Source organism: Collinsella sp. BG-O-102, assembly GCF_023656745.1.
Classification (GTDB): domain Bacteria; phylum Actinomycetota; class Coriobacteriia; order Coriobacteriales; family Coriobacteriaceae; genus Collinsella.
This window is the reverse complement of sequence record NZ_JAMOKO010000028.1, coordinates 1-14349: the sequence shown is the minus strand read 5'-3', so window position 1 is coordinate 14349 and position 14349 is coordinate 1. Positions and strand designations below refer to the sequence as shown.

Below are 14349 nucleotides of genomic sequence, written 5' to 3'. Positions count from 1 at the left end.
TTGCCAGGCAAGCGTCGACTAAGCCATGCAGCGTGCGCGGGCTCTCCCGACGGGAAACGAAAAAGCCCGGTTTCAAACCGGGCTCGAACGAACATGCCTATTGACAATGGCTTTCTCATATTACAAAAAAGAGGGCCGACGCATCAACCCTCTTCAGGTATCACCCGAAGGCTTCCACCGCAATTAACTTTAATTTAGCCGATATCCCTTGTTAGTCTACAGGCACTGCCACAAGTAGAAATTATCTTCACTTTTAGGGAGTAGCTCTTAAAAAGCAGCTATGTAACTAAGAAGCGCATCCATCTTGTTCCCAACCCCAGTCGTTTCTATCTCATGAAAGCCCAAAGAAGACAGGGGGGCATGCAGATCTTCAGGGACGCCAGAGAGGTCGCCGCGGTAGGTCTCCCGGTCAGCCGCCATCGCGGTTCCTAAAAAGAGGAAAGGCAGCCATCCCAAGAAGAACAGCCGCCTTTCCTCTGGACGCGGAACCCGTAGGTTACCCTCGTCAATACCGCTTTTTAGATAGGCTACTGATTATCAATCCGTAAGTCAAAGCTGCAAATTTGAGGCAAGCGACAATCATGTAATTCAAATCAAGACACACATGATTTTCAACCAAATCAAACGATGTCTGGCTAGCATATCAGGCATTGCACGCATAAAAAAGGGCAAGACTCTCAGTTTGAAAGCGTCACCCTTAAAGCTCCCAAAGAGCTTTTGTATTGCAGGAAGATACTCTACACCATCTTCCCTTGATTGGCAGGTCGAAACAGACACCATTGTGATTTCAAGCAGAAAGCGTTATATTAAGTATGCATTTGCACGTGGTGTTCGCACTATACGCTCAGATGCCATAGTTTACAAAGACGGCCTTCTTCATAGACGCTAGGTGGGATTACTCACTAGTAGCCGATATGTCGAAGGCCTTCTTGTACTTAAGAAAATCATACATTCTAATAAGCCGTTTTAGCTCGCTATTACCGTGGATTATCTTGCGATCGTCCGTGATGAGCGCCCTCAGATACTCGAGCAACTCACTTAAATCGAGCTCATCCTCCTCAAGTAAAACTAACTTTTTAAATGCTTCCTTAAAGCCTTCGTTAGCTATAACAGACTTAACCGAGTGTCTAATTCCCGACAGATGATAGCTATCTTTTGCCTTTCGCAGGCTGTTGTTAAGAAAAGCGTCCAGATCTCTTTTCTCATCTAATTCCTTTAATATCCTCGGGTTAAGGACTTCCCCAGAATATGCGCTTAAATACTTGTACATGGGCAAACCACCCGAGTTGGAAGCAAGCAGCGCAGGAAGATATTCCTCGACGGCAAGTTTGGGAGCGACATGTTCATCATCGAATACGACATCGCGATATAAAAGCTCGGCTTTGACCATATGACCGTGGCCCAAAGATGCATTTGCGACACCGATGCCCAGCACAAGATGCTGTCCCTCCGGAAGTCTCTCGAGGTCGCTAAAACTCGCTTCGACTACCAGAGAATCATTTGGCTCGCCCTTATCTGCCAGGGCGTAGATACTCCTGCGCAGCTCACGAATGATCCTGGGCGAGAAGGAGCATTTGGAATGCCCAATTGCTTCATACACTGCGCCAAAATCATTCGTCCTAATCTCGGTCATGCTTATCTCGCCGATACCCGGAAATGTAATCGAATGTGTCGAGGTTGCGTTTTCGCCCCTAGTTAGAAAAATAAAACGCTCTTTGAGCAATGCGAGATTATTTGAACCGAGGCAGCGTGAAATCGACATGAGGATAGCTTGGATATCGGGGTCATTAAGGGAATAGCCGATAAAAATAATTGGGTATTCCATAAAAATAGTTAGCAACTTGGCTGCCAAGTAATCCTGGGTTTCGGCGAGTTTTGCGTAATCTGCCTCCTCAAGAACCATAGATTCAGGATTATCCATAGACCCATGGATCTTATAGATCTCTCCCATTTCAAAAGTTCTATGAAAGACAAGATCATCCTGACCTACAAAAACTTTAAACTCTGGAAACAGTGACTCCAGTAGACAGTCATAGTTGGTTGTAATGACTCCAGAGATACGCCGCCTGCCGACCTCTCTCAAGATATCAAGTTCATGCGTCATATGGTCAGGTTTGAACGAAGATAACCTCTCGACCGCCATAATCTTTAAAACAGATTTGCGCTGACGAATGTCCTCTGCATGATCGTCTCTAAAAGAAGCGAATCGAGGGTCCTCAAGAACAGCTATGCGCATATCCTTATCAAGCATCGTCGCGGCAGAGGGCAATGCGCTATTGTCAGACTCATCTGGACAACGTGCCAGGTACGAGTCAAACCGAAAGGGATCATCGGAAAGACGGGAACAGAGGTGCCTTAACAAGCCAACCCAATCGTCGGTACCCATGTATCTACGGGAAAAGCCCGAGCCGACGAATAAATATGGGCTACGCCCCACCCCATTTATCAGACGTACAACGCTGTCTACAATGTCATCTCTTCCGACTTCCATCTAACGCCTCCAAACAAGTCTACTTCCATAAGTATAGAACATATGTTTGATTTTTTCTAGAATTATAAGACTTCATCAAAGACAAAAGCTGCTCGACAATTGAAAATTCGAACCGCACAGGTGACCCAATATTCAGCAGTACTCCGACGAGCAAATATTCATTTCGCGTCTCAGGCAATCTAGCGCAGCGGCATCAGTTAGAACGCCATGACTCTCTAGAAGTTCGATAAGTTGAGCGAAAGTCTATAATTCCATCGCAAAAGTAACTCCTAAAATCAAAGAGCCGTTGCCGGCAACAACCGAACAACGACCCTCCTTTGTCATCGCCTCGCTTAGAGTCAACGATGACTGCATCACTACTAACATAGTAACCTGTTTTCGTCGCTATTGCGGCAGATGCAGAATTACATTCAATGTCCGGGCAAATCGATTTGCCTGATTCGGCACGTCAGTCATTATTTTCCCCATCAACAAAATCAGCAAAGGTCAGCTGTTCACATCTTTTCATCGGACGGTAATCTCTAACTTTAGTTATATGGCATGCGGCGGTTCGGACTTTTTGCGTCCTCAAATTAATGACCTCTTTAATGGTCATATCGACACGCATTAGGTCGCCACTATTTAAGCGATACTCACCATCTCGCACACGTTCGAGAAAATCACGGTCGTCTATTTGAACCTTATTGTATGTTCGTTGCTCGTCCTCGTAGCCCGACTCAAATGTATATCCGGAAACATCTCCACCGTAGGAACCAAATAACGGTCGAACCCAGATATTGTGGGACGAATACTCAACCGTCTCTTCCTGCGTTGCCTTTAAAGCTTCGTCTTTATAGCTGTCAAAATAAGTCGCCTCGCTTGAAGAAAAAGAAATAGCATCCTCTGAAGCCTTACTACCGGCAATCTTAATCTCAATCTCCCTCGAAGGCCTCTTGAATGTTTTCATCGGACCAGTGATAACCTTAGAAAATTTCTCAGCGATTTCTGGGGACTGGACTAGCGCGTGGATCTCAACGGGAACAACGACTGCGTCCGAACCCTCTCCATATACGAAAGTTCCATTGTCAGTTGGCTTATATTTAGAGATATGTCCTTTAACTTTTTTAATTATGTGCGCTATAGCAAATAGAACCTCCACAAGACCGCCGGCATTATTAATTGCAGATATAGCGTCACTGTTTAACGCGTCAATCAATCCGGGCACACAATGGATCACGAATTCCGTAATAAAAGAGCCTTCTTTAAAGGGACGCACTTTTATAGTCGTTTTTTCTAAGGAGCCCGACTCTTTTGCGACCTCTTTTATCAGTCCGTCAAATTGGCTTAGGAACTTAGAAAGGTCCTTGGCGTCCAGGCCTTCTTCGGGATCTACATCGACAAAGCGATATACGAGCGTTTGATTTTTTGTAGAAGTGTCCATGTTGTCCTCATACCCTTATAAGATCACGGGTCCTATTTCCTGCGACCGAAGCGTTTTATTCGAAAGCGATCGAGCGCAAAATTAAACGAAATAATAAAAACCAACGTAAACGTATAGATAACAAATTGATATATTTCAGATACCGAATCAGACAAATAGACTGCACAGAACGCTTCCACGAAAAGCACGGAAAGAAGCGTACACAACCCGATAAATACCATTCTTCCTACGTCGATGCAAAAGACATTCCGATACTTCCAAAGCAGAAAAGCTGCGGCACAATAGATAGCAAGAAGTGAGATTAAGCCTGGTATTAGATTCCAACAAAATAGAGAAAGAGCAACGGGAAACGTCCAAATGGCATTCCCCGCCGCATCTGAATCCATAAACGTATAGCCTTTATCCCTCATTCCGTTTCTCTCCACGACAAGCTGGAGATAACTTCTCAATATCCATCCTGAAAATGATGCAAAATAGATAATGAACAATCGGTCGACAGACCACAAGGAATTATCCCCAAAGGCAAGCGTAAGGATGCGCGAGGCGACCGGAAGGGCCGCAGAGGTTAAAACCGTGATCAGGACATCGGAGGTTTCAAACCCACCGTCCCTGCCCTCTCGGGACTTGTTAACCATCAATCTCCCAACACAAATAGAAATCAGCATAAGCTCAAGCACCATACCACTTCACTGCGTATGGAAAATAGCAGGTCTAGGCATTGTTAAACACTTAAAGGGTAAAACCTACGGATGAAAGTTAGACAAGAAGAAACCCTTCGATCCTATTTACAGAACGAATAAGACCGAAACGAAACCCCGCCCACAGAAAGAAGGCAGTCACCATGAAACGAGTCGACGAAGAACCTACACCGAAAGCAATTGAAGACGCTCTTACCCAGGACCCGCTTCACCGCAAGAGAGAAATCGAGGACTTTCTAAAGATGCTCATTGCGGTTGAGCCTCCGTATACCTTTGTCATCGATGCACCTTGGGGCTCTGGCAAGTCATTCTTTGTAAAGCAAGTTGCAAGAGCCTTGCAAATGACAAATCCGGCACTTAGCCAGGACAGCGCAAAACCAAGCACAACATTCGGTAATATCGACGAGGAACTACACAAGAAACCATACCTCCCCATTTATTTCAACGCATGGGAGGACGACCATTTCGACAATCCGATCTTGCCAGTATTAGCCTCTATCGCTAGCACTACAGGCGAGAAGAGCGTCAAGGGTGGAGAGGATTTCAGAAAGGGAATCATTGGCGCCATAGAAGCCGCCGCTTCCCTTGTCGGATATGGCGGTGACATCAATGGGGTCATTGAAAATTTCAGCGGAACCGATTTTCTCGAACAGTACAAAAATGAGAGAGAGCTTCGAGGCAAAATTGACGAGCTCATTAAGAGCAATCTACCCAAGATTGCCGACCGAGCCGTCATCTTTATCGACGAACTCGACCGCTGCCGGCCCGAATTCGCCATAAAGGTACTTGAGCAGACCAAAACCCTGTTTCAGCAAGAGAACATCGTTGTAGTTTATTCAACCGACATTACGCAGCTTGCACATTCCCTCCAGGGCATATATGGCCCAAGATTCGACGGCAGAAAATACCTCGAGCGCTTCTACGACAAACGTCTTGAGCTAAATCCGATAAAACCGGCTGATTACCTTCTGTATAAAGGAATCAATACAATGGATGGATATACCTTCATGGATATAACCATCGATTTGCTCGGCTACAAACAAGCCTCACTAAGAGCCTGCAACAGGCTTATCGACTCTATAACAAATCTATCCAGATACATTGCTAACCACTGGGAGCACTTTGGGAATGGAAGGGTTCAGCATTTCCCAGACCAGGGTCTGCTTCCTGTAATAAACATTCTCGCTTACTATGACCCACTCGCCTGGCACGAAATGAAGACCAGCACTGACTTCGGGGCTGTCTACGAACTTGCGAAACACAGCAATCGCTTCATTCGATATCTTGATGAAGTGATTGAATCGGTATGGGGAGCCAATATGGATGAGCTTCCCTATAAGCGAGATATCGAAAATAGACGCAGGCGATTTGTAGAAGACCTATGCGCATTGATATACGGCAACAATGACATGGACCCGCGGGTCAAAGAACTGGGCAATAGTGAACTTACCAGAATGTCTTTCAATCAGCAGCTATATCAGCGTCTGGCACCGCCATTGTAGAGCACCGAAGATCCATCAAGTGGCCTTGTGCGCAGCTCCATGACGACTGCATCCAGGCCCAAAGTGATGGCGCTCGATCACTTCGTCCGGAAAGATACAACCATCGCGGATAGAGGCGCATAATACGACCTGCATCAACATGAGCGAAGCCAACATGCAACAGCGCTGCCAAGCCAGACGTTAGCAAATAGGCATTGGGGCCCATGTCGGCCCCGGTGCCTAGGCGCAATGCCACGGTACTGCTTCACAATATTCAACAGTGGCTAATTAAACAAACGCCGCATCCCACCAAGTCGCTAATGCCCAAGCCGTTCAAGCCAAAGAACAGCTTGGGCACACTCCATGAGACCACAGCAAGAGCCGCAACCGGACCTCGCGTCAGTAGCAGACACGCCCCATCCCGCCGGCAATCACCCCTCCCCGTCCATGACCGTCCAGCTTACAGGCTCAATGCCCGGAAGAGACGTTAGGCAAGAGGGGCAGGCAACCTGATAGTTCCCGTAATTTGTTCTGCGCTGCATCGAAGCGGAGACGTATACCGCTTTGCGGGCGCGAGTGACGCCGACGTACAGCAGGCCTATTTCCTCAATAAGCCCATCTGGCATTTTCTTCGCATCAGCAATCTGGCAACCTCGCGCAGAACGTAAGCATATACCAGCATTTTCGCAACGAGAGCAAATCCCTCCAGGCCAATCGAAACGCGTAACGCCCGGAATGAAAACGGTGTCCCACTCGAGCCCCTTAGCGGAGTGAACGGTCATCATGGAGATGCCCACATCAAGGTAATCGGAGAAACGTCGCAGGGAGCCCTCGGAAAAGATACTAACGATATAGTCGAAGCGCTCCGAAGGACCCATCGGGACGCAGTCATTTTTAAGGTGTTTCCGCAGCGCTCCTAGAAGCATGGCATAGGACCGCCCATACTCGAACCTCTTGGAGCCAGTCAGCAGTTCATCAGAGATGGAGTCGATTATTTTGTCCGCAGCAGACCGGCTGACGCCCTTTTCTCCAGACACTGCATCGGTAATCCTGGATAAAGCAAACGCATTGAATTCGATGAACCCCCGACTTGTATCCGAGAAGAGTCCGTTGAAGTAAGAGATACCTTCTTTAGCAAGCTCTTCCATAATGAGATCGGCAAGGGCACCACGCTTACGAACAAGAATCGCAATCCTCCCGCCACTGCTTTGAGCGAGCGCCGTAACCTTGGAAACGATGGCAGTCGCTTCGTCTTGCTGAGTAGAGCCAACAAATATGGGAAGTCGGGGCGTACCGCCGGCAATGGCGCCCTTCATGTTGGAGCGAATCGCAGCACCGAGCCCCCCGACGATAGATCTCCCAGAAAACCTATGGTTATGCTCGAGTTCCAACGGCGTTAGACGCAGGTCGGTAGTGGCCTTTGCCTTTAAGCCTTCCATTGCACCAATAAAACCATAAACACGCTGAATGGGGTCGCCGAACATGCAGATCCCCGACTCATCAGAAATCAGACCCCTTAGGAAGACATAGCACAACGCATTCGTGTCCTGCGCCTCGTCGACAAGCACAACAGGATATGCTGCCGACAGATAGGACCTTAACTTGGGAAAATGAGCGAGCAATTCAATTGCAAGGGAAATCATTGCGGAGTATGGCAAGAGACCGTTCGATGCAAACCTTTCCTTGATGATCCTATTAAAGGAAAACATCACACGCCTCAAGTCCATTTCCTGACCGTTTCTCATGAAGCGGAGGAAGTCGTCAACGGCATTCTTTTCATCCCAGGTCAGCCTGCCACCTCGCGAAACCAGCTCGCTAACGGCGCTGTTGTCATCAACCATAGAGAGCTCGCCAACGTTCACTGGGAGCGAGAGCGATTTCCAGTATCTGCGTAGCAGAGCCCAAGCAAAGCCGTGGAAGTTGGTCGCCATGACGCTGTCCTCAAAACGCTTGGCCACGGGACCAGGAAGTGACGACATAGTGATGTCCAAATCCATACGCATCCTCCGCGCGGCGGCAACGCTAAAGGTCAGGGCCAAAATCCTTTTTGGCGAATGGACTTCGCCAGATGCCAGCAGCCAGCAAGCCCGCCCAGTCATCACCGTGGTCTTCCCGTAGCCTGCCGGCGCCTCCACGAACACCCTCTTTGATGGCGAGAAAATCGCGGAGCACTGCGACGCATCCCCACCACAGCGCGCCTCAATCTCGGCTCTAACACTATCCCGCAGGTCAGTCTGACTCATCAGCATTCGAGCCCCACGGCCTTGCGAATAATACTTTTGTAACATGTGGGAACGCCATTAGCACCAAGAGCCTCCGCGAGGGCGACGCCAGACACGACGCCCTTGTTCGATGAAAGCCATGCATACATAAGCGCACGTGATTTGGGCGTGTCTGCGAATAACCCGTCAAACTCCGATCCCCGGAAATCGTATTCAGGGTCCCGCAAGTTAACGCCGTAGACAGCACAGGCGCTTTTCAAAGCTTTACTATTCCCCTTGATGCAAGTTGCCCTCTGAAAAGGATCAATCGACTCAAGAAGCGCAATAAACGCACCCTGGTTATCGCTAGCGAAGAACGAGTCAACGACCTCACCTTCGAAATCCCGTTCGGTTGTCGTTATATGGTCTTCAGAAGTTTCTTGCAGCTCATCCTCATCTCTGTCGACAATTGAATAATTTGGAATCTCGAACTTGCCCAGAAGTTCACAGAGTGGTTTAACGTTCTTTTTCCCGCCGGCCCTGATAGGCACAACTCCATAATCATCCAGATCCATCCCAAGGTTGCGAGCGAACACCGGAATGGCTCCAGACTCCGTCTGCCCCTCAAAAGCCAAAACCGACCGCGCGAAAAAGGCCTCTCGTATCGACTCAAAGTTCAGCATAAGATGCTTTTCAACCTTGTCGGACAGGTCAATATCCTTACCGCATATGACCTTCGGCGAATTTTCGCCCTGCCCGAATCGCACAATGTTCTTATAGCCGCGAGCCAGAATGTTAGGCGAATGCGTCACCATGATCAGCTGAGCTTTGATTGAATCAATTCCGAAATAGTCCTTTAAAAGAGCATTGAATCCATCATCCTTCCCTTCGCAAATCCTATGCAAGCTCTTCGAGAGACGCCTCTGCATATACGGGTGAAGGTGGACTTCGGGTTCGTCATAAGCCAGAACGGCGTGCAGCACGCGTCTGTCATCATCATCTGAGCAAAGGCTCTCTTGAAGGCGTTTAGGCGAAAGCCGCATAATGCTCTCGATTATCGAGAGCGAGGCAATAGCGAGGTACTGCAAGCCTACCCCTGCCTTTTTAAAATGAACGCCCCTCTTGTCAAGCAAGGTAACCAAACTTCCAAGCGTTCCGCCATCCGATGAATCGACGCCAGGCCTCACACCATATGATGACAGGATCGGGACGTCGCCGACGATTTCGCCGAGATCTGCAACCAGACCTTTGAGCTCGCTCCCATTCAGAAAATCGGAGACCTCTTTACCCTCCTTATCTAGATAAAGAGCGATACCTTTGGAGAGAACTTTACCGACACCTCGGGTACCATCAAACGCCAGGTCTCCCCTATTAAAGGATGCAGTCGAGTACCTGAACATGTGAATGGATCGCATCAGAGAGGGTGGAATACTTTCTCCGCTCCCTTCGGCCTTAAATTCAATTCGAGAATCCGGGTCATCAGCAAAAGCGCAGATGGTAATAGTGTTTCCGGTCGTAGGATCGATGTCGAGCCCCGTTATTCCGATCTCGCCCTCGTCCAACTTTAAAGTTACTAGAGCCCCTGCGCGCTTTTCAATGTCAGCGAAATCCTCTTCGCTAATCGTCGCTTGATTGAAAATTGTATTGAGCAAGTCAAGCACATTCGTTTTGCCGAGGTTGTTCTCGCCGACAATATAGCTCACGTCCTCGTCAAAACTAATCGACACTCCATCGAGATTCCGATAGTTCTCAATCCTCAGTTTAGAGATCCTCATGCGTCCTCCCGACCTTTATGGTTTTATGGCTTCCAACAATCTAACACGCCTCGTGTTGTACTGAACTTGAGGCACAGCCACTTCGACCGACTTGTAAATCATAAGAGTAGTCCTAAGAAGGTTGCTTGCATGCACCAAGCCGTCTCCTAAGGCTCCCTCCCCCTCCCCAACATTCCCCAGAAAGTTCGCTGATGTTGACTGGGGTTCCCGTAAAATAAACTCAACAAAATATGTGCGGAGTGCTGGCCTGGAGCTGCCTTCGGACCCTATTGGCTGCTTACCGAAAGGCTCCGCTATGAAATGACCCCTTTACTACTTGCTCTGCGCGATCGCGTGCGCGTCCATGGTCAGCGTGACGCTGCCCATGGCAGCCACCGCAGAAGCCATGCAGCCTCGGGCAACAGTCGGGTAACAGGCACAAGCCGCCGTCACTACCGGCAATGCCGGCAAAGCCGAAAGCGGCGCCAACACAAATTGAATTAAGCCCAGCCCCATCTGCTACACTAAAAAATGGAACTAACTCACCAGCACAACTCGATCAGCTGCGCTTGTTCAGCAACCCTACCCAACACCAAATCAAAAGGAGTTCATCCATGTCCCAGTACGATTACCTCGTCGTCGGTGCCGGCCTCTCGGGCGCCGTCTTCGCCAACGCCGCCAAGCGCGCCGGCAAGTCGGTCCTGGTCATCGACCGCCGCGACCACATCGCCGGCAACATCTACACCGAGGACGTCGAGGGCATCCAGGTCCACCGCTACGGCGCGCACATCTTCCACACCTCCATGAGGGACGTCTGGGACTACGTCAACCGCTTCGCCGAGTTCAACAACTACGTCAACTCGCCGGTAGCCAACTTCCACGGCAACATGTACAACATGCCCTTCAACATGAACACCTTCGCCAAGATGTGGCCGGGCGTCGTCACGCCGGCAGACGCCCGCGCCAAGATCGCCGAGCAGGTGGCCGCCGAGAACATCGGCGAGCCGGCAAACCTCGAGGAGCAGGCGCTGTCGCTCGTCGGCCGCGACATCTTCGAGACGCTCGTGAAGGGCTACACCGAGAAGCAGTGGGGCCGCGACTGCCGCGACCTGCCCGCGAGCATCATCAAGCGCCTCCCCTGCCGCTTCACCTACGACAACAACTACTTCAACGACCGCTACCAGGGCATCCCCATGGGCGGCTACACCAAGATGGTCGCCAACATGCTCGAGGGCGTCGAGGTGCGCTGCGGCGTGGAGTACAAGGAGCTGGTCGCCGCCGAGCCCGATATCGCCGCCAAGACGATCTACTGCGGCCCCATCGACGCGTTCTACGACTTCAGGCTGGGCACGCTGGAGTACCGCAGCCTGCGCTTCGAGACCGAGACGCTCGACGAGGCCGACCATCAGGGCGTGGCCGTGGTCAACTACACCGAGCGCGAGGTCCCCTACACCCGCGTCATCGAGCACAAGCACTTTGAGTTCGGCACGCAGGACAAGACCGTCATCACGCGCGAGTACCCGGCGGATTGGAAGCCCGGCGACGAGCCCTACTACCCCATCAACGACGCCAGGAACGAGGCCCTCTATAGGCAGTACGAGGAGCTGGCGGCGCAGGAGGGCGACGTGGTCTTTGCCGGACGCCTGGGCGGCTACAAGTACTACGACATGGACAAGGCCATCGCCGCCGCCTTCGAGCTCGTCCGCAACGAGCTGGGCGTGGAGCCGACGGAGGCGTAGGAACCATCCTAAATAGCTGCTGGTTGCCAACAATACGGCACAGCATTTGATTTGAGGGGTGCGGAACAAAATCCGTGCCCCGATTTTATTAACAGGATCCCCTACCCGCAGTCTGTTACCGTAAAATAATCCCCAACAAAATATGTGCGGAGTGCTGGCCTGGAGCTGCCTTCGGACCCTATTGGCTGCTCACCGAGAGGCTCCGCTATGAAACGACCCCTTTACTACCTGTTCTGCGCGATCGCGTGCGCGTCCATGGTCAGCGCGACGATGCCCATGGCAGCCATCGCAGGAGCCATGCAGCCTCAGGCAACCACAGAGCAGCAGTCGCAAGCCGGCGCCACAAGCAGCGACACAGACAAGGCCGAAGACGGCACCAACACAAACGCAACGGCAGATACCGTAGAGGACAACATCGCAACATCCACCGGCACCAGCGCCGTCAACACGGAAAGCGCTGGCAGCACCACCGCCGCAACCGGCACCCCCACTCCATCCCTCCGAGCCCAAACCAACCCCACGCCCGCCGCAATCTCCACCACGTCACAAACCGGCTACGCCCACTGCGCAACCGCAAGCCAAAACGGCGTCACCTTCACCGTCTCGTGGAACGACGCCCCCGCGGGCACCGCGACGACCTTCCACGTAACCCAGGCCAACGGCTCGTCCCAAGCCAAAGCGCGCATGGACGTGCCCACCTATTGGGACGGCGGCGGCCAGGAAAGCGTCTGCGACCCGTCGCGCCAGACATGGGCCAGCTACCACAGCCTAGGCACCGCCGGCCACGACTTTACATTTGACTTCACGGCATCGGGCACGTACCGCATCTACTTCTACTTTATGGACAACGACAGAAACGACCCCCAAAACGACAAGGGGATCTACTACCTGCGCACCACTGCGGAGGTGACCGTAAACGACGCCGCCCGCCCGAGCGTCACGCAGATCGTCAACAGCGCCGTGGCCCAGTGCAGGCAAGAGACAAACGGCTCGGAATACGACATGGCGCTGTGGCTCCACGACTGGACACTCGACACTCGACCAGCTGGAGTACGACCACAACCTCAACTGGTGCTCGGCCGAAAGCGGCCTCACGCGCCACCAGGGCACCTGCGAGAGCTATCAGCGCATCTACTCCAAGCTCCTTGACGCCGCGGGCATCGCCAACGGCCGCATCACAGGCAACGGCCACACCTGGAACGCCGTAAAGATCGACGGCAAATGGTGTCAGATGGACCTAACCTGGGACGACACCAGCGACAACTGGTACGGAGACCTGGACCAGCGCCATCTGTACTTTGGCCTGACCGACGAGCTCATGGCAATCGCACACTCCGACCACACGGCAAACTATCAGAAGGACGGCTACGCCTACCGCTCGACCGACCTGTCCAACAATTACTTTGTGCGAAATGGCAAGGCCGATAAATGGGCAGAGAAGTACGCCGACCGCGTTCAGCAGCACCTGGATGCCAAGAAAGAGAGCTTTTCCATCGATGCCGACAACCAGTCCTTCCCGCCGAGCATCTCGGGGATTCAGAATGGGATTGTTGCGTACGCGATGAATCAAAGGGAGTGGAATGCTAACGACGTCAAGGTTGAACTAATCGCAACATCACGCGTCATCACGCAGACCAACAACAAGTGGTTAGCGAGATACGACTTCACAGCTAAGCATAACGCGCCGGCCCCCTTCCCCGAGCTCGCCGGCGCGTCCTGGACCCTGCTGTCCGCCGACGACCCCTCCCGCGCGGTCGACTGCTGGTCGGCCTCGGTCGAGCCCGGCGCGCGCGCGATGGCGTGGTCCAGGAACGGCGGGCTGAACCAGGCGCTCAGGTTCCACGACCTCGGGGACGGCTCGGTCTCCATCGCCTTCGCGCACTCCGGCCTCGCGCTGACCGCGGGCTCCGCGGAGGCCGGCTCGCGCGTGAGGCAGCAGGCGTGGAGCGGGGCGGCAGAGCAGAGGTGGGAGGCCGTCGCCCGCGGCGAGGGCTTCGTCCTGAGGCTCGCGGGAACGGGCAAGTACGCCGCCTTCCAGGGCGGCTCGCCGAGCGACGGGTCCGGCCTCGTGCTCGCCGACGGGGAGGAGGCCGCCTCGGTCCTCGCGGCGGCCAAGGTAATCGGTTAATTCAAGTGAGTTATCAATTAACAGCGGTCAACTGTACCTGTGATATAAAATGAATCCGTCAAAATCGAATCGATGACTTTATTAGTTTTGCACCAAGTATTTGCAAAACGAAAAAACAATTTCAACCCTGAATACCAACTCCATCCGAACACCTCAGTAGTGTCGAGCAAGTTGGTGTAGCACCCGATCCGAAGCGAGTCAGCCCAGCTTCCTGGAACTTGGAATACGGTTGATATCCTATGCCGCCTCGATCCTGTCCGCAAGTTCTGTGTTTCGTCAAGAGGATTTGAGCAAAAAGAGCATCGGAAATTGAGCAGCCTGAGCATCGGAAGCGCGCACGCTTTTTGAGCGGCTAGCCCTCCTGCATGAGGGCATGGCGGACGCGGTAGGACTCGCCGCGGAACTGGACGAGCCTCCCGTGGTGGACGATGCGGTCG

General features: G+C 52.0%; 9 protein-coding genes. 4 read left to right on the top strand and 5 right to left on the bottom strand.

From position 1 onward, the window contains the following. Window positions 1-895: 895 nt before the first annotated feature. From NBH09_RS09725 to NBH09_RS09715, 3 genes are all read right to left on the bottom strand, one after another. Window positions 896-2491, bottom strand: a complete 1596-nt coding sequence (locus NBH09_RS09725; RefSeq protein ID WP_250787835.1) for an SIR2 family protein — start codon at window positions 2489-2491, stop codon at window positions 896-898. A 448-nt stretch (window positions 2492-2939) separates the two neighbouring features. After that, the gene (locus NBH09_RS09720) at window positions 2940-3911 is read right to left on the bottom strand and encodes an LAPAL motif-containing putative phage structural protein (RefSeq protein ID WP_250787834.1); all 972 of its coding nucleotides are present in this window, start codon (window positions 3909-3911) and stop codon (window positions 2940-2942) included. Between the two features lie 32 nt (window positions 3912-3943). Continuing rightward, window positions 3944-4546 (bottom strand): hypothetical protein, encoded by a 603-nt coding sequence (locus NBH09_RS09715; RefSeq protein ID WP_250787833.1) that lies wholly within the window; start codon window positions 4544-4546, stop codon window positions 3944-3946. 206 nt (window positions 4547-4752) lie between these two features. On the opposite strand from NBH09_RS09715, the gene NBH09_RS09710 reads away from it, so the two are divergent. Further along, complete coding sequence (locus tag NBH09_RS09710) at window positions 4753-6111, top strand: KAP family P-loop NTPase fold protein (RefSeq protein ID WP_250787832.1); 1359 nt, start codon at window positions 4753-4755, stop codon at window positions 6109-6111. 410 nt (window positions 6112-6521) lie between these two features. Here the strand turns inward: NBH09_RS09710 and NBH09_RS09705 are convergent, their stop codons facing one another. Together NBH09_RS09705 and NBH09_RS09700 are read right to left on the bottom strand one after the other, a co-directional pair. After that, window positions 6522-8339: a UvrD-helicase domain-containing protein gene (locus tag NBH09_RS09705; protein WP_250787831.1), complete on the bottom strand. Its 1818-nt coding sequence runs from the start codon at window positions 8337-8339 to the stop codon at window positions 6522-6524. Continuing rightward, entirely contained in the window at window positions 8333-10066 is a 1734-nt protein-coding gene (locus NBH09_RS09700; RefSeq protein WP_250787830.1) for an ATP-dependent nuclease, read from the bottom strand. Before NBH09_RS09700 ends, NBH09_RS09705 begins: the two co-directional genes overlap by 7 nt. Window positions 10067-10659: 593 nt before the next feature. On the opposite strand from NBH09_RS09700, the gene glf reads away from it, so the two are divergent. The 3 genes from glf to NBH09_RS09685 all read left to right on the top strand — a co-directional run bounded on the left by glf (window position 10660) and on the right by NBH09_RS09685 (window position 13912). Beyond that, complete coding sequence (gene glf, locus NBH09_RS09695; RefSeq protein ID WP_250787829.1) at window positions 10660-11784, top strand: UDP-galactopyranose mutase; 1125 nt, start codon at window positions 10660-10662, stop codon at window positions 11782-11784. A gap of 207 nt (window positions 11785-11991) precedes the next feature. After that, on the top strand, window positions 11992-12933 hold the full coding sequence (locus tag NBH09_RS09690; RefSeq protein WP_250787828.1) for a hypothetical protein: 942 nt from the start codon (window positions 11992-11994) through the stop codon (window positions 12931-12933). 82 nt (window positions 12934-13015) lie between these two features. Continuing rightward, the gene (locus NBH09_RS09685; RefSeq protein ID WP_250787827.1) at window positions 13016-13912 is read left to right on the top strand and encodes an RICIN domain-containing protein; all 897 of its coding nucleotides are present in this window, start codon (window positions 13016-13018) and stop codon (window positions 13910-13912) included. Window positions 13913-14349 lie beyond the last annotated feature (437 nt).

What these genes read in the sequence shown, in the direction of transcription:
- NBH09_RS09720 (WP_250787834.1), bottom strand. Translation starts at nt 3,911, where the DNA reads ATGGACACTTCTACAAAAAATCAAACGCTCGTATATCGCTTTGTCGAT.
- NBH09_RS09690 (WP_250787828.1), top strand. Translation starts at nt 11,992, where the DNA reads ATGAAACGACCCCTTTACTACCTGTTCTGCGCGATCGCGTGCGCGTCC.
- NBH09_RS09725 (WP_250787835.1), bottom strand. Translation starts at nt 2,491, where the DNA reads ATGGAAGTCGGAAGAGATGACATTGTAGACAGCGTTGTACGTCTGATA.
- NBH09_RS09710 (WP_250787832.1), top strand. Translation starts at nt 4,753, where the DNA reads ATGAAACGAGTCGACGAAGAACCTACACCGAAAGCAATTGAAGACGCT.
- NBH09_RS09705 (WP_250787831.1), bottom strand. Translation starts at nt 8,339, where the DNA reads ATGCTGATGAGTCAGACTGACCTGCGGGATAGTGTTAGAGCCGAGATT.
- NBH09_RS09700 (WP_250787830.1), bottom strand. Translation starts at nt 10,066, where the DNA reads ATGAGGATCTCTAAACTGAGGATTGAGAACTATCGGAATCTCGATGGA.
- NBH09_RS09715 (WP_250787833.1), bottom strand. Translation starts at nt 4,546, where the DNA reads ATGGTTAACAAGTCCCGAGAGGGCAGGGACGGTGGGTTTGAAACCTCC.
- NBH09_RS09685 (WP_250787827.1), top strand. Translation starts at nt 13,016, where the DNA reads ATGGACCTAACCTGGGACGACACCAGCGACAACTGGTACGGAGACCTG.
- glf (WP_250787829.1), top strand. Translation starts at nt 10,660, where the DNA reads ATGTCCCAGTACGATTACCTCGTCGTCGGTGCCGGCCTCTCGGGCGCC.